Below are 19,532 nucleotides of genomic sequence, written 5' to 3' on the forward strand. Positions count from 1 at the left end.
ATGGGCCCGCCGGGATTTGAACCCGGGACCACCCGCGCTCTCAGGCGAGAAGCCGCGTGAGGCGGGCATCATACCGCTAGACTACGGGCCCTCTTTTTTACTATAAAGAACACGTTTTTTAAACTTTCGTGACGTGTTACTGGAGGGGCGCTTGTACCTCCACTTCTACCTCGGGTGGGCTTTGTTTTGTATCAACCTTGATGTATATTTCTCTAGTTGGTGTGCCCAACGTTTTCCCCTCCTTTAGAGCCCAGAAGAGGAGAGTGGCATATGCGTTGTCTACTTTCTCAGCGCTTCCGGTAAATTTAGTGGAGGCGGCTGTGATAGCTGGTAGAACTTTGTCGCCGTTGGGATCTGGGGTAAAAATTTCGACGAGCATTTCTTGTCCCTCTTTCCCATGGAATACGAGGATAGTATTTTGTTTAATTTCACTAAGTAACGCCCCTCTGTTAGGTACTTTTTTGAAGGTGCTGAAGCCTCTTAACTCTCCTACTTCTTTAACTTCTACCTTAGCCATGGTGCGGCAGAATGGCCTATATATTAAACTTTTGTCTTTAAACCCGCTGTGGGTAATTATGCCATGTTTGTACAAAATCCGTCGATAGATGAAGCGGTGCGTATCATAAACTCTGGCAGAAAGAGAGGCGTTGTAGTTGTTGTAGGAATTTGCGAGGTAGTATACAGCGGTAGGGCGGCCGCAACGCTTAAGCCAGGACGCCGCTTGGTCATAGTTAAGAGAGACGGCACTCTCCTCGTCCACGAGGCCGAGAAGGCCCAACCGAAGATCTGGAACCCACCAGGCTCTTCGACAGCCGCCTATGTCGAAGGCGGGAGGCTGGTGATAAAGAGCGTGAGGTCCCGGCCCTTCGAGAGCGTCAGGGTGTACTTCTCATCTCTGGATTTCGTAGCGGCATTTGACGTAGAGACGTCTGAGCTAGAGCTCGTGGGGAGCGAGAAAGACGTCGTCGAGGCCCTGGTGAAGGCGCCTTGGTTGATCGAGGAGGGCTTAGAGGTGGTGGGCGTCGAGGTGCCCACAGACGTAGGCCATATCGACATCTTGGCGAGAGATAGAGAGGGGAGACATGTGGTTGTGGAGGTCAAGAGGGACGTTGCTACACACGACGCCGTTTTCCAACTGGCCAGGTATGTAGAGTTGTATAGAAAAAGAGGCGAGAGGGCAAGAGGGATACTTGTGGCAAGCGATATCACGGCGGCGGCGCTTGAATATCTTAGAAGATATGGCCTAGAATTTGTAAAGGTAAACCCAAGGGAGTTGATGGCTTCAATAAATAAAAAGGTGGGATAATACGAAATCAACCTTGGCTGAAAGAGGTAGTCCACAGTATACACAGTATATAAATTGTTATATATAAAAATCTTTATGTTATATAACAAGTTTAATTTGTCCCAATATATAGTTATACTATTTTCTTGTGTCATCTTTAAGGTAATATGTTGAAAATGCTGGGTGTCTTTTAAATATGTATACGTATACGTCTGTGTATAGAGTGCTTGTAAACAGGAAAGAGGGTAGGATATTGGTGACAGGAAAAGAAGAAGATTTAGAGCTGTTGGCAAAGGGGTGGGAGCTCCTTCTGGAGTCTCTAGACTGGGAGGAGGCTTTCGAGTACGCCCTAGAGATAGCAGGCGACGACATTGTGGAGTGGTACTACGACGAGGCTGTGAAAAAGAGGTATTTGACAAGCTTAGTAGCTTCTTAAAACGTCGAGGATTATTTCGGCGGCTTTAAAAGCCATATCGCGTGGAATAACCAGCGGCGGGGCTATCCTGACTGTGGAGAGCCCTGCCCCGATCACCGCGACGCCGCGTTTAAACGCCTTTATTAGTACCTCCTCTAGGTACTTCGCCGGTTTTTTCTTCTCGTCTAGTAGCTCTATGCCTATCATCAAGCCTAGGCCTCTGACGTCGTGTCTATGGCCCACCTCGTCTCTAAACAGTTTTTTCAACTCCTCGCCGAGGGTCTCCGCGTGGTTTAACAAGCCCTCCTCCTCTATGACCTCCAGCGACGCGAGCGCCGCGGCAGCCGCCACGGGGTTTCCGCCGAAGGTGTTGGCGTGGGCGCCCCGGGGGAGAGACATGACCTCCGCCCTGCCGATTATTGCGCCGAGGGGGAGACCGGCCGCTATGGCCTTGGCTGTTGCTATGAGGTCTGGCTCAACGCCGAAGTGCTCGACGGCGAACCACTTGCCGGTTCTGCCGAAGCCCGTCTGGACTTCGTCGACGGCGAAGAGTATGCCGTGTTCCTGCGTCATCTTTCTAAGGCCCTGGACGAAGTTTCTGGGGGGCACCACGTAGCCTCCCTCGCCCTGGACTGGCTCTATCAGAACCAAGGCCACCTCGGAGGGGTCCACAAGCCGCCTGAAGATCCAGTCCTCTAGGAAGGCTAGGGCGTATTCGCCGCACTCCTCGGGGGTTTCTGCCTTGAAGGGGCAGTGGACGGGGTGGGGGAATGGCGCGTGTATGACGTTGGGGACCATGGGCGAGAAGTGTCTCCTGTGCACCGGCTTGGAGGCGGTTAAGCTCATGGAGCCGTAGGTTCTGCCGTGGAAAGCGCCTAGGAAGGCGATGACGTACGGCCTCTGCCCTTTGAAATAGCCACGCGCGATCTTTAGAACCCCCTCTATCGACTCAGTCCCGCTGTTTGTGAAAAAGACCTTTTTTCTCCCGGAGATCGGCGCTATGGAGATCAGCCTCTCTGCCAGCTTAACCGCCACCTCGTAGTAGAAGTCGGTTAGAGAGTAGTGGAGGAAGAGCTCTGCCTGCCTCTTTATAGCCTCTACCACCTTCGGGTGGGCGTGGCCTACGTTGGCCACCGCGATGCCCGCGTTGTAGTCTATGTACAAATTGCCGTCTACGTCTTCAACGACTGGGCCGTAGCCCCTGGCAACCACGAGGGGATACCACCGCGTAAAAGACTGCATTAAAACCTCCTCATCTCGCTTAATTATACTCAATGCCCGAGGGCCAGGAGGCTCAACTACTATCCTAGGCACTTTGTCTGGGTCTATTGGCCAATGCCACTGTGGCATAAGTATACTAAATTGATCTATATATAACGCTATCTGTCTTAGATTTTTAACCTTGTATCATTATTAAACAAGGTGATGAGGGCTGGGTTGTTGATAGATGATAAGTTAGGAGCCAGCTGACTGTCTGTCTATAGGCGCCACTGCCTAGGAGCAGGCAGACAAACGGATGACTACAGTGCGAGTTCTTTCTGTATTTCTCTGAAGTAATTCTGGTAGCCCACTTCCTCTATCCTCTTTATCACCCCCTCGTCCCCCTCTAGTATTACTCTACCCTCCGCCATGACGTATACCCTGGTGGGCTTGATGAACCTGAGGACTCTTGCGTAGTGTGTCGAGAGGAGCACCCCACTGCCTGAGGCGCTTAGCTCCATTATGGCTTTGCCGACGGCGGCGATGCCATCGATGTCGAGGCCGCTGTCTGGCTCATCTAGAACGACGATCTTCGGCCGGAGGAGTAGCGCTTGGAGAACCTCGGCCCTCTTGAACTCGCCTCCGCTGAAGCCAACTCCAACGCCCCGGCTGAAGACGTCTGGCTTAAGGCCTAGCTCAGCCGCTATCTTCTGGGCCTGCGCCAGCGCCTGGGGGTTAGGGTCGGTCAGCTTCTTGCCAGCCCTTATGTTCAACATTGCTTGGAGCATGAAGGCGAACCTAACCTCTGGGACTGCGACCGGCGACTGGAAACCCACGAATACCCCCCTTGCAAAGCGGTCCTCCGGAGGCAGATCTTTTATAGACTCGCCATCAAGCAATATGTCGCCATCAAGAACTTCGTACTTAGGGTTGCCAGCTATTGTCTGGAACAGCGTAGATTTACCGCTGCCGTTAGGGCCCATAAGTACGACAACTTCGCCGCTGGATACTGTTAGACTTACGCCTTTTAGAATTTCTTTCCCTCCTGCGGCAACTCTGAGATTTCTAATCTCAAGTTTTGCCATGTTCCTAATATCGATTGGCAGTTTTAAAGATAGACTTAGAAAGTCTTTTAACTAGCATTCGCGGGTTTTCCTATGCAAGAGTTTGAGTCTCTACGTTCCACGATCAGCCACGTTGAGTTTGTAGAGGAGATGCTAGGCGTGGAGAGGAGATTTAACTACCAGGTGGAACTGAAGGGTCGCATCACCAGGGATATGATAGAGGAAATTAGTCGCCTAAAGGGCGAGCCAGACTGGATGAGGAGACTCAGGCTGAGGATGCTTGAGCTTTTTGAGAAACTGCCGATGCCGAGGTGGGTGAGGGCGGTGGAGGAGATAGACTTAGAGACCCTCGTCCACTATGCAAAACCTCAGGTAGAGACTGTGTCGAGCTGGGATCAAGTGCCCAAGGAGATTAGGGAGTACTACGAGAAGCTTGGTATCCCCGAGATTGAGGCTAAGGCACTTCTCGGGCTAGGTGCACAGTTCGACAGCGAGATAATATACTTCAACTTGAAGAAGAAGTTGCAGGAGCTCGGCGTGGTGATGTTGCCCATGGAGGAGGCCGTCAAAAGGTATCCGGAGCTTGTCCAGAGGTACTTCATGAGGGTATTCCCCCCCGAGCATAAGTTCGCCGCTTTACACGGCGCCCTATGGTCGGGAGGTGTCTTCATATACGTGCCCCCAGGCGTGAGGATAGAGCAGCCTCTGGAGACCTTCTTCTTCATTGGACAGTCCATGGAGAGCCAGATGGAGCACTCCATCGTGGTGGCGGACAAGGGGGCCTACGTCCACTGGATCGAGGGCTGCTCGGCGCCCCGCCTCCTGAAGTACTCCTTCCACAACGGCATGGTGGAGGGGTACGCCCACGAGGGGGCGACTCTTAAGATAACCACGGTGCAGAACTGGTCGCGTAACGTGGTAAACTTCAACAACAAGAGGGCTGTGGCGGAGGCCGGCGCCAAGGTGCATTGGGTAGAGGGCTCGATAGGGAGCAAGACCACATACACCTTCCCCTCCACCGTGCTCAAGGGGGAGGGGGCCTCCACGGAGATCGTGGGGATAACCGCGGCGAAGGGGCCGTATTGGAAAGAAAACGGGGCTAAGGTGTGGCATCTGGCGCCTCGCACCAGTAGCAGAGTTGTAAACAAGAGCATCTCCGCTGAGGGGGGCGTCGCCGTGTATAGAGGCGTTGTACACGTCCAGAGGGGGGCGAAATACGCCAGATCCCACGTCCAGTGCGACTCCCTGGTGCTCGACAAGAAGTCGGCCACGCTGACTGTGCCCCACGACCAAGTGTTCGAGGAGACGGCGGTGGTGACACACGAGGCGACGGCTTCCACGATCTCCGAGGAGAAGATCATGTACCTCCGAGCCAGAGGCTTCACAGAGGACGACGCCAAGGCCTCCATAGTTCTAGGCTTCGTAGGAGACATACTAAAAGACCTCCCCTTTGAATACGCGGTTGTGTTAAGCAGAGTGATAGAGCTGGAGTTCGGCCGCCTCTCCAAGGTTGGATAGCAGATACACTTTAAATACCCAACAGTAAGTTAAAGCATGCCCTCTTGTATTTCTGACAAATTCGCCGTCTGCAACCCAGAGGTCGATAAAAACAAAGTGTTGGCAGTAGCGCTTGAGTTGGCAAAATCTCTTTCTATATCGCCATATGACTTAATTGGCGTGGTAATAGCCTTCGGGGCGGACCCCGCCGAGGCCAAGAAAGTACTTGCGACAGAAATCTCCGGCCACAGAAGGAAGCCTATAGCTACCTTCCTTGCAACATACGGGAAGATATATGGCTACGAAAAGATAGAGGGAGAATTACTCAAGTTTTATCAGGGGCAGAGAGGCTCTTGTATCTGTCCTGTGGGTCCTATTACCCCACTGGAGGACGGCCGCTATATAGTTCAGAGACCCGGCGGAATATATATTTGTGAAGGAGGAGGGTGTAAAGAAGTTGCGTCTGAGCCGCTTGTTGTATATGAACATCCAAGTGGCTGTATGTTTTACACACCGCCATTAGTTTTAACAGATCAGCCGATATCAGCTGTGACAAACGCTTTGAAACAACTGAAGGTATCAGAGCCTGAAGTCGTTGCCAGGTATCTACTCCCAGGTCTCTGTAGAGATCTCTGGGGTGTTTACATACCGTAGGCTAACGCCACGTGATGGAAATAGGCATAATTAGGCCCTACGAAGTGGAGTTTAACCCCAGCGATGTTATAGACTTAGAAAATGCTATAAAAAAGAGAGGTCATACGCCTATTAGGATATATGTGGATATGCTAGAGGTGCGGATTAAAGGCGGCGGCTTAGAAGTTAAGCAGTCTATTGGGAAAAGCCCTTCTGTTGATATTACAACACCTGGCGCAGTTTTGCGACATCTGGGAATTTTTCGAGATTTTGAACAGTTTTTATATAGAGTGTGGGCAGTCAAGGCGCTAGAGGAAGTTGGGACGTATGTAATGAACCCAGTGGAGCGATGGGTTGTGGCTGGAGATAAAATGGCGGCTCTTATAAAGCTGGCAAAGGCCGGTCTCCCCGTGCCCTCCACCGTGGTCACAGAGAATATGTTTGTGGGCTATAGGGCGGTGGGCGAGTTTAAGAGGGCTGTGGTTAAACAGATGAGGGGGGCCATGGGCTACGGCGTGTTTCTAGTGGAGGATCCAGACGTGGCCTTCCACATATTTTCAATGCTGGCAAACATAAACAAGCCTATATACGTCCAAGAGTTCCTTGAAAAGGGGCCCGGCGACTACAGGGTGGTAGTCGTGGGAGGCCGTGCGATAGGGGCTGAATACAGAAGGGCAGGGGGGTGGAAGACAAATGTGGCGCAGGGAGCGACCCCAGAGCCCGCGAAGCTGACACCACAACTAGAGGAGCTGGCTATCAAGGCAGTAGAGACGCTAGGCCTAGACTACGGGGGCGTAGACATCGCAGAGACGAGAGAGGGCTACTACATATTGGAGGTAAACCCCACCATGAGCTGGCAGGGCTTTAAAATAGCCACGGGCATAAACCCCGCAGAACACATTGTAGACTACCTCATAGAGAAGATAAAGAAATAACTGTCCCTCTTTTCACATCGGCTATTATCTTGTGGCGAATCTCCGATCTAGTTTTACTGTGCTTGGGGGTTGCTATTAAAAGTCGCCGAACATCAATAGTTAAGCACTAGGCGGTCACTTCCCCTATCTTTTTCTCGACCCCTTCCCGGGGACTTCTGCAACTTCACAACTCTGCCGTCGGCCACGAGGCCGGCCTTTATGGAGTGATCCAATCGGTTGACATCGACGACAACAAGCGCCCTGGGCTCTATCGGCGTTATCTCCCTAGCGAAGACAAGTGCGACGTATAAACCGTCTTTTTGTCATCGAGCTGAAGAAGGACAATCGATTGGATCAGAAAGCGGTTGGAGGAGGGCACCAAGCTAAAGTTGGCGTTTCTTGGCATCGACGTGGGGAGGGGCAGAGAGCTAACTTACGGCGGTCAGTCCGTCGCGAGTCCATCACGAATCATTGCTTTGATACCCATCATCACAAAAAGTCCTGTAGATACAACTTAAAAATATTTTATATAGATCGTTGTGCCTTTCTGATTGACGCGGCAATAGCCTTTGCCCTCTTTGACGTCCCTGCAACTTTTACCGTGCGGCATCCGTTTAACAACGCAACGACGGCTCTCACGGTGCGGAGCGCCTCTCTAGGCACACCGACGACTAATACGTCGTCGTATATAGCGACAAACTTAGGCCTATAAATTAATGAGATAAAACCCGTGAGTTGATACATTTCAAGTATTTGTATATAACATGCGGCTGGTTCTTCGCTTTTAATAATAAGATACCGATATTTAACCATCTTTTTCCAAAATCAGCTCTGTTAATACACCTAGAGAATTCACTATGGCATCTCTCCAACTCGAATCTCCACTTATTTCGATAAGCAATGCCGCGATATCAAGCGGCGCTTTTACATCACTCAAGCTTTCTACAGGCGTTGAAAAAATGGTTATTTCCGGCTCTAAAACCTCAAGCCACCTTGCTAGTAGAGATAAATCCTTGAGGAGAGGCCTAAGTGGGAGTTCTATATATTTTCCATATTTCGCTGCGGTTTTCACTTGGTCATGTGTAAGAGGTGTGAGAGGATTTACGCGAATTATCTGAACTTCTTCTCTATATACATACACATTAAATTTTTCGCGGCCTTTAGCCTCTGTCCACCTCACGTCAACCCCCCGCACCACGGGGGCTAAGAGAGAGGTCTCTACCTCCTCTCGGAGAAGCGCCGCCCGCACACCCACCTCCCACAGCGCCCTCTCTATCTCCGGCGTAACCACAGCTAAATCCCACTCGACAAAACCCCGCCTAATTACAAAGGCCATTTTTTGTCCTAATCTTAAGTCTTATAACGTCGTCGTGTGTTACAGCCTTTACAATCCCCATGGCTAACGCCTGTTTATCTAGACGTAGGTAGTAAAGACCCTCCGCTTCGCCTTTTGAAGCTGGCACCTCTCCACCAAACGTCTCACAGAGTTTCTTCAATAGTGGGTCACAGTCATCTAAAAAAGACGTAATTAGATATATGGGATTGCCATGATGTCCCTCATATTTTTCAACCACTAGAGGTATATCGCCGAAAAACTTACGGAGTGTCTCAACTACCCTATCTAAACTTTCTGTAGCGTGAACTATAACGCTGATCTCTATATATCTGCAGCGCACGTAGTTGTCGCTAGCTATCTTTTAAAACATGTAGGCGTGGGAAAAGCTTAAAAAGACGTCATAGAGAGGTGCCGTGGCTCGGTCGGCGTATAGTTATATGGCGATGTGGTATAGGAAAATCGGCAGAGAGGTCCACGAGAGGTTGATGAGAAAGATCCTCATAGAGTGGAGAAAGGCGCCCTCCATCGTGAGAGTTGAGAGGCCGTTTAGACTTGAGAGAGCGAGAAAGCTGGGCTACAAGGCCAAGCAGGGGGTAGTCGTAGTAAGAGTTAGACTGATAAGAGGTCCCTTCAACAGGAGGAGGCCGGACTCCGGTAGAAGACCAAAGAGGATGGGAGTCTATGGCATAACTGCGTGGAAGTCTTGGCGCCAAGTGGCAGAGGAGAGAGCTGCCAGGAAGTATCCCAATTTGGAGGTTTTAAACAGCTACTGGGTAGCAGACGACGGTATGTACCGCTACTTTGAGGTAATACTAATAGACTGTAATTTACCAACGATAAGAAACGACCCGCTTTACTCAAGTATTTGTGGTAGAGAGGTTCCTAGGAGGAGAATAATTAGGAGACTAAGGGAGAAACAGAGAAGGGTAATTGAATATCTAAAGAAGACATTGCTGCCAAAGCTAAAGGGAGAGCAACAAAGCTAAAGTTTTTAAGTCCGTAAACACAAAAATTCTAGATGGGCTACAGAGAGCCGCTTACGCGGCACTGTGATGTAGCCTGACGGTGTCTGGGGACATCCTCCTATAGCGTTTTTGCTTCAAATAACGGACCTCTTGGCGTGGTTCTCCGATGCAATATTTCTTTGCGTCTTGTACAACGAAGTTATACAGAAATGTTTAAAAATCATATAATTATGGGCGACTCTCAAGATGCCAAACGGCTGGTAAGAAGAGGAGGGGGCTTGAGACATCTATTTATCTCTTACTCCTCTAAACAAATGGCCAACATATGCTAGGTTCAAAGCGCCTCTACCCCCCAGCCCGAAGTCTAAGAGAAAGGCAAGTTCTGTAGCCCTAGCTAGATTATACATAGCTAAAGCCCAAGAGGAGTCTTCAACTCTCCCCTGGATAAATACATATTTGGGGCGCCCCCCTTCTCCATACATCCACACTTGGAGACTTTCTAGATTTATTTTTGACGCTTTTCCCTCCGGCCTACAGCCAATTGCCGCATAGAACCTATCTTTTCCAACGGCGTATTCAAGCTTAAGCCTCCTCCTGGGAGCCTCCATCCCCATGATGGCGGCGTAGATATCCACGGCGGCGTATATCCTCTCCAGGGCGCGCATAGGCGTATAGAGACAGCCGCCCCAGGCGTCCCTCGCGCTACAGAGACTGTAGTCGCCGCCCACGTAGGGCCTATATTTCACCGATATCTCCACAAATTGGTCCGTTTTCTCCACGGGGATATCCACGTCTACGTCTGGCACAGGGAGGGATCTATACAAGGAGAGAGATGCCGACAGCCACCCGTCTCCCACCACATACACTACCTTGTCGCTAGCGAGGGCTCTCTTCACCTCCTCAAAGCCAAAGACATCGCAGGAGTCCACCACCACGTCGTACCTCCCCTCCGGCTCTTGCACAAGCCGGACCGCTAAGACATCCCTTATAAAATCCAGTGTAAACAGTGGCTCAAAAGGCGGGACGTCCAAGAGGGGGTCCGCCGGGTTGGCAGTCAAGAGGTCTACCTCAACCCCGCTCTCCCGGAGGAGATACGCCAGGTAGGCGGAACCCGCCTCAAGCCCCCTAATCAAAACCCTCTTAGCCATTTACCGCCAGAGCCAACCAAGGCTTCTCTGGGAGCGGGCCGTGTTTCTCCTCGGCGTCTCTTATGGCATATAGGCGGCAGTCCTCGCCCTTCGGCACCTTGGTGCAGAAGTCCCTATGGAGGCTGGGCAAGTCGTCCCAGACGAGACGGGACAGCGTGGGCCAGAGCCTCCAAGCGTGGGCGTACATCTGCCAACAGACGTGTCTAATCTCGGCCTGGGCGGCGTAGGCACACCTCAGGGGGACGAAGTTCAGCAGGAGCTCCCTGGCGTTCATCTGGACGGCGAAGAGGACAGCGGTGGCGTTGGGAAGGACCATCCTGGCGTACTCCGGCCTCCAGCCCTCCCTAAGTCTCACGTAGTCCTCGTAGGCCCTCTTGAGGAGGTCGGCGGGGAAGCCCCTGGGCACTATGAACCTAACCTCCCTCCGCGCGTAGTCGACGTAGCGTTGCGACTCAGACCAGTAGGAGGCGAGCCTGTGTCTTATGAACTGGGTGTGGCAGGCGCGGGAGCACTCCACGAGGAACTGAGCCCCCATGAACTCGAAGACAGACCAGTGGCCCTGCCTGTAGAAAGCCGAGATGCGCCTCGCTACGACGTCGCCGCCCTGCTTAAGCGCCTCCTCTAGGGGGACGCCCCGGTAGAGCACATCTGTGAGAGCTGAGACCAATGACTCTGACCCCCAGCTACCTACCAGAACAACTCTAGGTGTTGTAAAGATAATGACCACGTTATTCACTACCTGATAAGTTTTAAAATACAATCATATTATTCATATAAAGCCCTCTGCTTGTGTAACCATGTTGGTTAGCTCACTTCAGCAGATTGTCAGGCTTGCAATGATCACCGTTATGTATAGGACTGGCTAATAACAAGCCTTATGTACTCTTAACGCCCATAAGACTTCCGCCTTCAAAAACTTTTGTACTAGTCTCATTTATTACGTGACCAACATCACTTTTTTGAATGTATCCATCGCCAAGAATTTCCTAAATGAGACACTCCAAGTGTTAAATAAAACTAGAGAGGGGCCGGTTACAGTTTCAAACGCCCCTGAGGTGCCCCTCTGGCTACAACATGCAATGTTAACTCTCTACCTCACCCTCTTAGCTCTTACAATCTTGTTAATAGCACACTATATTTATTACGCAAGACACGCCAGAGTTGTCGAGGGCACTTTGGGAGACCCTCCTGTCGATACCCCCCTCTCGATAATTATACCAGTTAAAAACGAGTCTATAGAGACTATTATAAACGCGGTAAGAAGACTGGCCGAGTTACAGTGCTCTAATGCAGAGGTGATTATCGTATCTGACGATCCTCCCGAAAAGGTGACTGAGATGGAGAAGGCACTGGCGGGACTGCCCGTCAGAGTGCTTAGGAGGCCAAACCCCACTGGCTACAAGGGGACTGCCTTAAACTGGGCGGCGGAGTACGCCAAGGGGGAGATCCTCCTCTTCTTAGATGTAGACAGCGTACCTCCGCCAGATTTGTGCTCTAGAGCCCGAGCTGTGGGCGAGAGAGAGATCGTATTTTTAGGCTGGGACGGCTACGCCGCTGTTAAAACCCCCATCGCCGCTCTTCAGTTGTTTCTCTACAAGTACCTCTTGTACTATGTCGCAATCCTCGGCCGCCATAACACAAGACATCCAGTTTTTGCCCTGGGGTCAGGAATCGCCTTGAGAAAGAGTTTTCTAAAGGAGATAGGCGGTTTTTGCAACTGTACAGCAGACGACTACGACATATCTATGAAGGCGTATCTCAACGGCGGACGCGTCGTTTACCTTCCCGGACCTCCCGTATATGTCGAAGTTCCAGCGGGTTATGGCGCGTTTAAGAGACAGTACGCCAGGTGGACCTACAACTCTGCCTACCTCTTGGCCCAATACGCAAGTAAGATACCTAAGTTAAAGATGCCGTTTATACACAAACTAAGCGTGTTCCTAAATATTATAACACACCCACTTATGATAATTACAACTTTTGCGCTGACTGTGGCGTCTTTAGCGATGAGCTATATGGGGATACTCCTACCCCCGTTCCATATTTTGATATTACAAATGGCGCTATCTCTATTGGCGCTAGTCCAAGTATTCTACGTGTATAAACTAGCTAAACAAGATGGCCACAGCTTCGCCGAGGTAGCCGGCATGCTCGCAAAGTCTGCAGCCCTCCTCCTAGCCCTCAGCCCATACCTAACGTTCTATGTGATATTAGGTCTCTTGAAGAGGAGGATAAGATGGTATGTAACGCCTAAAGGCCTGGCCGTTTTAAAAAGCGGAGCTCTAGGACTTTATGAAATATCTATTTTGGCCACACTTGCCATAATTCTAACGGCCGCTCTCTATGTGGCAAATTGGCTACTTGCAATAAATGCCGCGATGCTACTCGCAATAGCGTCTTATGTCTTCTTCCGTATAGCTATGCCCTCTTCACAATTGGGTAGGGTATTACGTCTTTGATAGACTCGGCGTTTGTAATAACCATCGCCAGCCTATCAATGCCTATGCCCACCCCGCCTGTGGGAGGCATGCCAAACGACAGCTCTTCGACGAAATCCCAGTCGAGGGGGTGCGCCTCCTCCTTTGGAAACAGCTCCTCCTCTCTCACGAAGTATTCATACTGACGCACCGGGTCGTTCAACTCCGTGTAGGCGTTAGCCACCTCGTGCCCCCCCACGAAGGCCTCGAACCTCTCCACGAGGCCCCTCTTCTCCCTATGGGGTTTACAAAGCGGCGTGGACTCCTCGGGGTAGTCCAGCACAAAGGTGGGCTCTACCAGCTTCTTCTCCACCAGCTTCTCGAAGAGCTTCACCAGGGCGATACCCCTGTTGTAGACCTTGACCGGGACCTGCAGCTCCCTGAGCTTCTCCTTTATCTGGTCGTCCGTAAGTCTATCCGGGTCGACGCCCCCGTACTCCCTAAGAGCGTCGTGGAGGGTGATCCTGCGCCAGGGCGGGGAGAAGTTTATGGTCTGGTCTCTATACTTCACAACGCCTGTGCCTAAGACGGCGGACACGGCCTCGTACACCACCTCCTCCGTCAGCTTCATCATGTCGTTGTAGTCAGCATAGGCTTGATATGCCTCGAGAGACCAGAACTCGGGGTTGTGAAGCGCGTCGATATCCTCGTTGCGGAACTGAGGCCCCACCTCGAACACCTTGGGAAAACCGGCGATGATGTAGCGCTTTAGGTACAGCTCGGGGGATATACGGAGGTACCACTCCTCATCTATAGCCCAGATCTTCGTCGTAAAGGGGCGCGCGGCGGCGCCGCCGTAGATCGGCTGGAGAACCGGCGTGGGGATCTCTATAAAGCCGCGTTTCCACATGGCCTCTCTCAGCGCCTGTATAAACTTAGCCCTCGCCGCGATCCTCCACCGGAGCTGGAGATCCAAGACCATAGCCACCGAGCGGTATCTCATGTAAAACGGCGAATCCCGGTCCACCTTCCCCCACTCCGGCAGAGGCTGAACCGCCTTAGCCAAGAGGACTAGGGAGGAGGCCCTCACTGCATAGTCACCCCGTTGCGTCTTAACTATTACCCCCTCTACGCCGATGTAATCTCCCCGCCATATGTAGTCTAGGAGTGAGTGTCTCGGATCTGCCATGACTTGAAACCTTGCCCCGTCTTCATAAAGGTCTATAAAAACAACGTTAGGATGTCTCCTTATGTCAGTTACCCTACCAGCAGTTCTTATCACAAGGCCAACCCAAGGCTCTAGAAGCGCCTGCCTCCTCAGCTCGTTAAGAGCCCTAACGCTGTGGGTTATGCGGAAGGAGTGGGGATAGGGCTCTACTCCAGCCTCTCTCAGAGAATTCACGATCTTCCGCCACTCCTCCACCTTTTCAAGACTCTGTCTCACAGCCATTGCGACAACAAACCAACACCTATAAAAACTAGTCAACCAAGACAATACCCCAACCTCCAAAAGACACCTCTCTAACCACGGGAATTCCAAGGCGGACCTTAAGCTCAGCCGCCCTACGGAGAGCCCAGCGAGAGGGCACATCTACAAATCGCACAACGGCATTTCCAACTACATCCACGAGGCGCGACACTGCCACCGCCACGCCAGAGCCCACTGCGGCTCCCTGAAGGGCTATCCTCCAGCGGGAGGGCCCCACCTCCGCCAAGCGCTCCACCGCGACGCGACGGGGGTCGCCCCCCACGACTTCGACTCGCCTCAGCCTCGGCACCCGGCCAAGCGCCTCTACCACATAGGCTAGGGGGGCCACCTCCAAGCGGGAGGGGTCCCCCCCGTCTACATACACAAAGCGGTTTGAGGCGGCGTACTGCGCGGCGGCGTTGTCCACATAGGCCACCACATACCTCCCCACCTCGCCCCCCGACACCACCACCCCCAGTGCCCAGCGGGAGAAGGGCCCCCACCCCCTCCGCAGAGCCCACAGAGAGAAGTCGTCTATGAGGAAGGCCTTAACCTTAATGCCCACGTGCCCCCTCGGCACCACGACAGCCGGCTCCTCCACCCTCCTCACCTCGCCCCCCTCCAGTACCAGCCTCCACATCACCGCCCCAGAAGCCTACGCACCACCTCCTCCACGCGCGCCGCTACGTCGGGGTCGGGGGCTACCTCCTCAGGCCACGGCCTCCCCCCGTACTCCTCCGGGAGCTTCCTCGTTGCGTCTATCCCAAGCTTAGAGCCGTAGCCGGGGACTGGCGAGCCCGTGTCTAAGACGTCGACGTGCGCCCCCGGCACCACCACCACATCTCGCTGGGGGTCAACCCGCTGCGCTATGGCGAACACAACCTCGTTAAGGTCGTGGACGTTAACGTCGTGATCCACCACGACCACAACCTTGGTCAAAGACAGCATGTGGCCGAGTCCCCAAAGCGCAAACATGACCTTCTTCCCCTGGCCGGGATACCGCTTACGGATAGAGACGATGGCGACGCCTTGGAAAAGGCCGTACATGGGCAAGTTCAGATCCACCACCTCCGGCATGAGGAACTGGAGCACCGGGAGGAAGACCCTCTCAACCGCCTTGCCCATGTACGCGTCCTCAAGAGGCGGCCGGCCCACCACCGTGCCGTAGTAGATGGGGTCCTCCCTCCTAAGCAGAGCCTTGGCCTTGAAGACGGGGTAGAGACCTCCCCGGTCGTACACGCCGTAGTGATCGCCGAAGGGCCCCTCCTTCCTCAGATTTCCAACGTCTACACAGCCCTCCACCACGGCCTCGGCCCGCGCCGGGATGTGGAGGTCCGTGGCGACGCCTTTCGTCACCTCCAGCCCGCCGCCCCTGAGCACCCCCACGAATAGGTATTCGTCGAGGGGGTAGGGCGTTGGCATCATGCCGCTGAGGAGAAAGGCGGGGTCCCCCCCGATGACAATCGCCGCATCTACACAGCCTTGGGAAGAGCCGAAGAGGTCGGCCGCCCTTTTGTGGATCTGGGCGTGGACAACAGCCTCCCTCTCTCCCAGGATCTGAATCCGGTACACCCCCAGGTTATATACACCTCGGACATCTCTCGTGACCAAGACGCCGTATGTTATATAGCGGCCGGCGTCTTTAGGCCAGTTCTTAAAAGCCGGGATAGAGAGTAGGTTAGGCTCCTCTACTACCTCCTTCACCGGCCCCCCACGCACGACCCTAGGCGCGTAGCGGCCTAGCTCGAAAAGACCAACAGCAGCCCTAAACTTGTCTAGGAGAGAAAGGGGAGGCGGAGTGGCGAAGGGCTCCACAAGTCGCTTGCCTACATCCTCAAGCCGCTCAACGCCAAGGGCCAGCTTAATTCTATCAAGAGACCCGAAGAGGTTCCCCACCACCCGCCATCCCGGGAACCCCCTAACCGACTCAAATAAGACGGCGGGCCCCCCGCCGTACATAACCCTCCTCAACACCTCGGGGATCTCAAGCTCGGGGGAGAGGGGGTCGGAAACCCTCCTCAGCCACCCTCTCTCCTCCAGAGCAGACAGAAACTCCCGCAAGTCAGAAAACACAATTGGGCAGAGACCGGGCTAAATAACTCTAACGCCGAAGAGACGCCCCAGCCATTCGCCCAACATATAGGTCAGGGCGGCGGTCCCCAGCAGAAGACCCACCGTCTGCAGAAACTCGTACTTGAAATCTCTCCCCGTGTATACAGACCCCTGGAAGGTCAACATGAAGCTCAGCAGAACCCCCACGGCGATAGAGGCGGCGAAGGCGAGGTAGATGTCGTGGGTAAGGAAGTAGGGAAGCGACATGAGAGACACAGCCGCAATGTAGCCCACGCCAGTAACCAAGGCCGCCACTGCGGGGGATTTCCCAACCTCGTGGCGCGTCTGGAGGTAGGAGGCAGACGCCATGGAGATGGCGGCACCTATCCCCACAATAAGGCCGATGACCCCCGCCACAACGGTGCTGTTGGTGGTGCCCAGAGTCCCCGCGTGGGCCCCAGTGATCTCGATCACCGCGTCCGCCAGACCCAACACCAGAGACCCCATGTACCTCACGATAGTCTCGTCGATTTGCTCCACAAGCGCCACCTCGTGCTCCTCCTCATCCCTAATAATGCGGCGGAGGGCCTCCAGATCCTCCCCCCGGAGCACCCCCAGGAGGGACTTGTACCGCGCCACCGCCTCCACCTCCCCACGCTCCAGAAGCTTAGCCACGAAGGTAACCCCAAAGACAAACCGCAGGAGAACCATAAACAAGGCGTAGAGCCGCGTCCGCCACACCGGCGGCCTCACGCCGGCGATACGGCTCCAGAACCTGAAGTGGTCCAGCTCAGCTGCCGCCAAAGTCTCCAAAACCCCCCTCCGCCCCGCGTTTCTCTCCACCCGCGCCAAGGCGCTGTACACTATATATTCTTTATACTCGTCCAGCGCCGCCTCCCGCGCGATTTTGTACAAACTAGAATCTACTTCCATCAAGAAACAAGTTGGAATGTAGTTTATAAACCTTGGCTCTTCTTCCAGTGGTAGAGATTCCTCGCGATAGAGAGGAGAGAGAGGCCCACCTCCCTTCTATCCTCCTGTAGCGAAAGCACTGCCTCCATAAACGGCGTATTTCCATCGACCCCCCGAGACCTAAGATACGCCCAGAGATCTCTAAAGAAATCAGTCATCTTAAGTGAGTTGAGATAGGCGTCAAGAGTATCTCTCAAAACGGCAATCCGCTTCCTTCCCTGGACCACAGTGAAAATAACACCATCTCGCTCTAATACATAGAGATGCCACTGCGCGGCCCCATAGGAGATGCCCAAAGCCTTAGCGATCTGGTAGACAGACGCGCTGCCCCGCTCCTTTAGAAACTCCACGATACGTCTCCTAATCTCAGAAGGCTCCACAAGAGACATAAAAGCCACCTATAAAACCTTAAACTGAAGAGAGAGGGGAGAAAAACTTTTAAACATCCATGTTCAAGAGAAGACGCGCCCTTATGATGTGAAGCCGGGCAAAAGCCCGGCAGACTAACCCTCATGTTCCCCGGACGTCCCCCCCTGGAAACCCCAGGCCGGGGCGCCGGGGAGAAAACCCCACGCCGCCGCCAAGGAGAAGCCCGGACAAACCCACCCCCCGGGCGGCCTTGCGGCCGTCCGAAACCGGTTGATCCTGCCGGACCCGACCGCTATCGGGGTAGGGCTAAGCCATGCGAGTCGCGCGCCCGGGGGCGCCCGGGAGCGGCGCACGGCTCAGTAACACGTGCCTAACCTACCCTCGGGAGGGGGATACCCCCGGGAAACTGGGGTCAATCCCCCATAGGGGAGGGGTGCTGGAAGGCCCCCTCCCCCAAAGGGATGGCGGCCGATCCGCCGCCATCCGCCCGAGGATGGGGGCACGGCCCATCAGGTAGTTGGCGGGTTAAAGGCCCGCCAAGCCGAAGACGGGTAGGGGCGGTGAGAGCCGTGAGCCCCGAGATCGGCACTGAGACAAGGGCCGAGGCCCTACGGGGCGCAGCAGGCGCGAATACTCCGCAATGCGGGCAACCGCGACGGGGCTACCCCGAGTGCCGGGCGAAGAGCCCGGCTTTTGCCCGGTCTAAAACGCCGGGCGAATAAGCGGGGGGCAAGTCTGGTGTCAGCCGCCGCGGTAATACCAGCTCCGCGAGTGGTCGGGGTGTTTATTGGGCTTAAAGCGCCCGTAGCCGGCCCGGCAAGTCGCTCCTGAAATCCCCGGGCTCAACCCGGGGGCGGGGGGCGATACTGCCGGGCTAGGGGGCGGGAGAGGCCGCCGGTACTCCGGGGGTAGGGGCGAAATCCGTTAATCCCCGGAGGACCACCAGTGGCGAAAGCGGGCGGCCAGAACGCGCCCGACGGTGAGGGGCGAAAGCCGGGGGAGCAAAGGGGATTAGATACCCCTGTAGTCCCGGCCGTAAACGATGCGGGCTAGCTGTCGGCCGGGCTTAGGGCCCGGCCGGTGGCGAAGGGAAACCGTTAAGCCCGCCGCCTGGGGAGTACGGCCGCAAGGCTGAAACTTAAAGGAATTGGCGGGGGGGCACCACAAGGGGTGAAGCTTGCGGCTTAATTGGAGTCAACGCCGGAAACCTCACCCGGGGCGACAGCAGGATGAAGGCCAGGCTAACGACCTTGCCGGACGAGCTGAGAGGAGGTGCATGGCCGTCGTCAGCTCGTGCCGTGAGGTGTCCGGTTAAGTCCGGCAACGAGCGAGACCCCCACCCCTAGTTGCTACCCCGTCCTACGGGGCGGGGGGCACACTAGGGGGACTGCCGGCGTAAGCCGGAGGAAGGAGGGGGCCACGGCAGGTCAGTATGCCCCGAAACCCCGGGGCTGCACGCGAGCTGCAATGGCGGGGACAGCGGGATCCGACCCCGAAAGGGGGAGGCAATCCCGTAAACCCCGCCCCAGTAGGGATCGAGGGCTGCAACTCGCCCTCGTGAACGTGGAATCCCTAGTAACCGCGTGTCACCAACGCGCGGTGAATACGTCCCTGCCCCTTGCACACACCGCCCGTCGCACCACCCGAGGGAGCCCCCTGCGAGGCCCCTCGCCGACGAGGTGGGGGGACGAGCAGGGGGCTCCCAAGGGGGGTGAAGTCGTAACAAGGTAGCCGTAGGGGAACCTGCGGCTGGATCACCTCCACCCGGGGGTGGGTAGTCCAAAGGGCTTCTCCTTG

The 19,532-nt window shown here is 54.4% G+C and carries 20 protein-coding genes, 1 tRNA gene, 1 rRNA gene and 1 pseudogene; 8 read left to right on the forward strand and 15 right to left on the reverse strand.

Annotated elements, in window-relative coordinates; translation table 11 throughout:
• Position 1 precedes the first annotated feature (1 nt).
• Positions 2-91: transfer RNA gene (locus PISL_RS08925), tRNA-Val, on the reverse strand.
• A gap of 45 nt (positions 92-136) precedes the next feature.
• Positions 137-517: a GyrI-like domain-containing protein gene (locus PISL_RS08930; RefSeq protein ID WP_011763466.1), complete on the reverse strand. Its 381-nt coding sequence runs from the start codon at positions 515-517 to the stop codon at positions 137-139.
• A gap of 63 nt (positions 518-580) precedes the next feature.
• On the opposite strand from PISL_RS08930, the gene nucS reads away from it, so the two are divergent.
• A complete protein-coding gene (gene nucS, locus PISL_RS08935) occupies positions 581-1,306 on the forward strand; it encodes an endonuclease NucS (RefSeq protein ID WP_011763467.1) in 726 nt (241 codons plus the stop codon).
• Positions 1,307-1,499: 193 nt separating this feature from the next.
• Positions 1,500-1,721 (forward strand): hypothetical protein, encoded by a 222-nt coding sequence (locus tag PISL_RS08940; RefSeq protein WP_053240478.1) that lies wholly within the window; start codon positions 1,500-1,502, stop codon positions 1,719-1,721.
• On the opposite strand, the gene PISL_RS08945 is transcribed toward PISL_RS08940, so the two are convergent.
• Together PISL_RS08945 and sufC are read right to left on the reverse strand one after the other, a co-directional pair.
• A complete protein-coding gene (locus PISL_RS08945) occupies positions 1,707-3,050 on the reverse strand; it encodes an acetyl ornithine aminotransferase family protein (RefSeq protein WP_011763469.1) in 1,344 nt (447 codons plus the stop codon). The genes PISL_RS08940 and PISL_RS08945 overlap by 15 nt on opposite strands.
• Before the next feature lie 170 nt (positions 3,051-3,220).
• Complete coding sequence (gene sufC, locus PISL_RS08950) at positions 3,221-3,985, reverse strand: Fe-S cluster assembly ATPase SufC (RefSeq protein WP_011763470.1); 765 nt, start codon at positions 3,983-3,985, stop codon at positions 3,221-3,223.
• A gap of 72 nt (positions 3,986-4,057) precedes the next feature.
• Here sufC and sufB point away from each other — a divergent pair, with 72 nt between their 5' ends.
• The 3 genes from sufB to PISL_RS08965 are packed head-to-tail and all read left to right on the forward strand — an operon-like array spanning position 4,058 to position 7,029.
• Positions 4,058-5,482, forward strand: a complete 1,425-nt coding sequence (gene sufB, locus PISL_RS08955) for a Fe-S cluster assembly protein SufB (protein ID WP_011763471.1) — start codon at positions 4,058-4,060, stop codon at positions 5,480-5,482.
• Between the two features lie 36 nt (positions 5,483-5,518).
• On the forward strand, positions 5,519-6,115 hold the full coding sequence (locus PISL_RS08960; protein WP_011763472.1) for a hypothetical protein: 597 nt from the start codon (positions 5,519-5,521) through the stop codon (positions 6,113-6,115).
• Positions 6,116-6,129: 14 nt separating this feature from the next.
• Positions 6,130-7,029 carry an ATP-grasp domain-containing protein gene (locus tag PISL_RS08965; RefSeq protein WP_011763473.1) on the forward strand — a complete coding sequence of 300 codons (900 nt, stop codon included), beginning with the start codon at positions 6,130-6,132 and terminating at the stop codon, positions 7,027-7,029.
• A 134-nt stretch (positions 7,030-7,163) separates the two neighbouring features.
• On the opposite strand, the pseudogene PISL_RS11735 reads toward PISL_RS08965, so the two are convergent.
• The 4 genes and pseudogenes from PISL_RS11735 to PISL_RS08980 all read right to left on the reverse strand — a co-directional run.
• A pseudogene (locus PISL_RS11735) lies at positions 7,164-7,322 on the reverse strand (zinc ribbon domain-containing protein); the annotation flags it as partial.
• A 211-nt stretch (positions 7,323-7,533) separates the two neighbouring features.
• Positions 7,534-7,821, reverse strand: coding sequence for a hypothetical protein (locus PISL_RS08970; protein ID WP_011763474.1), 288 nt, complete (start codon positions 7,819-7,821; stop codon positions 7,534-7,536).
• A complete protein-coding gene (locus PISL_RS08975; protein WP_011763475.1) occupies positions 7,814-8,344 on the reverse strand; it encodes a hypothetical protein in 531 nt (176 codons plus the stop codon). The genes PISL_RS08970 and PISL_RS08975 overlap by 8 nt, the downstream gene beginning before the upstream one ends.
• Positions 8,328-8,684, reverse strand: coding sequence for an RNA-binding domain-containing protein (locus PISL_RS08980; protein ID WP_011763476.1), 357 nt, complete (start codon positions 8,682-8,684; stop codon positions 8,328-8,330). The genes PISL_RS08975 and PISL_RS08980 overlap by 17 nt, the downstream gene beginning before the upstream one ends.
• A 73-nt stretch (positions 8,685-8,757) precedes the next feature.
• On the opposite strand from PISL_RS08980, the gene PISL_RS08985 reads away from it, so the two are divergent.
• Positions 8,758-9,330, forward strand: coding sequence for a 50S ribosomal protein L15e (locus PISL_RS08985; protein ID WP_011763477.1), 573 nt, complete (start codon positions 8,758-8,760; stop codon positions 9,328-9,330).
• Between the two features lie 266 nt (positions 9,331-9,596).
• On the opposite strand, the gene PISL_RS08990 is transcribed toward PISL_RS08985, so the two are convergent.
• Positions 9,597-10,457 (reverse strand): hypothetical protein, encoded by an 861-nt coding sequence (locus tag PISL_RS08990; protein WP_011763478.1) that lies wholly within the window; start codon positions 10,455-10,457, stop codon positions 9,597-9,599.
• Positions 10,450-11,184 carry an FAD-dependent thymidylate synthase gene (locus tag PISL_RS08995; protein WP_011763479.1) on the reverse strand — a complete coding sequence of 245 codons (735 nt, stop codon included), beginning with the start codon at positions 11,182-11,184 and terminating at the stop codon, positions 10,450-10,452. Before PISL_RS08995 ends, PISL_RS08990 begins: the two co-directional genes overlap by 8 nt.
• A 214-nt stretch (positions 11,185-11,398) precedes the next feature.
• Here PISL_RS08995 and PISL_RS09000 point away from each other — a divergent pair, with 214 nt between their 5' ends.
• Positions 11,399-12,916, forward strand: a complete 1,518-nt coding sequence (locus tag PISL_RS09000) for a glycosyltransferase family 2 protein (protein WP_011763480.1) — start codon at positions 11,399-11,401, stop codon at positions 12,914-12,916.
• Here the strand turns inward: PISL_RS09000 and lysS are convergent.
• From lysS to PISL_RS09025, 5 genes are read right to left on the reverse strand one after another with little or no spacing between them, the layout of a single operon-like run.
• Positions 12,876-14,324, reverse strand: coding sequence for a lysine--tRNA ligase (lysS, locus tag PISL_RS09005; RefSeq protein ID WP_011763481.1), 1,449 nt, complete (start codon positions 14,322-14,324; stop codon positions 12,876-12,878). The genes PISL_RS09000 and lysS overlap by 41 nt on opposite strands.
• A 28-nt stretch (positions 14,325-14,352) precedes the next feature.
• Positions 14,353-14,982 (reverse strand): hypothetical protein, encoded by a 630-nt coding sequence (locus PISL_RS09010; protein WP_011763482.1) that lies wholly within the window; start codon positions 14,980-14,982, stop codon positions 14,353-14,355.
• Positions 14,982-16,415, reverse strand: a complete 1,434-nt coding sequence (locus PISL_RS09015) for a UbiD family decarboxylase (protein ID WP_011763483.1) — start codon at positions 16,413-16,415, stop codon at positions 14,982-14,984. The genes PISL_RS09010 and PISL_RS09015 overlap by 1 nt, the downstream gene beginning before the upstream one ends.
• 18 nt (positions 16,416-16,433) lie before the next feature.
• On the reverse strand, positions 16,434-17,327 hold the full coding sequence (locus tag PISL_RS09020) for a VIT1/CCC1 transporter family protein (protein WP_011763484.1): 894 nt from the start codon (positions 17,325-17,327) through the stop codon (positions 16,434-16,436).
• A 23-nt stretch (positions 17,328-17,350) separates the two neighbouring features.
• Positions 17,351-17,755 (reverse strand): winged helix-turn-helix domain-containing protein, encoded by a 405-nt coding sequence (locus PISL_RS09025; protein WP_011763485.1) that lies wholly within the window; start codon positions 17,753-17,755, stop codon positions 17,351-17,353.
• A 243-nt stretch (positions 17,756-17,998) separates the two neighbouring features.
• On the opposite strand from PISL_RS09025, the gene PISL_RS09030 reads away from it, so the two are divergent.
• Positions 17,999-19,498 (forward strand): 16S ribosomal RNA (locus tag PISL_RS09030).
• Positions 19,499-19,532: the final 34 nt, after the last annotated feature.

This window comes from Pyrobaculum islandicum DSM 4184 (assembly GCF_000015205.1).
Taxonomy (GTDB): Archaea; Thermoproteota; Thermoprotei; order Thermoproteales; family Thermoproteaceae; genus Pyrobaculum; species Pyrobaculum islandicum.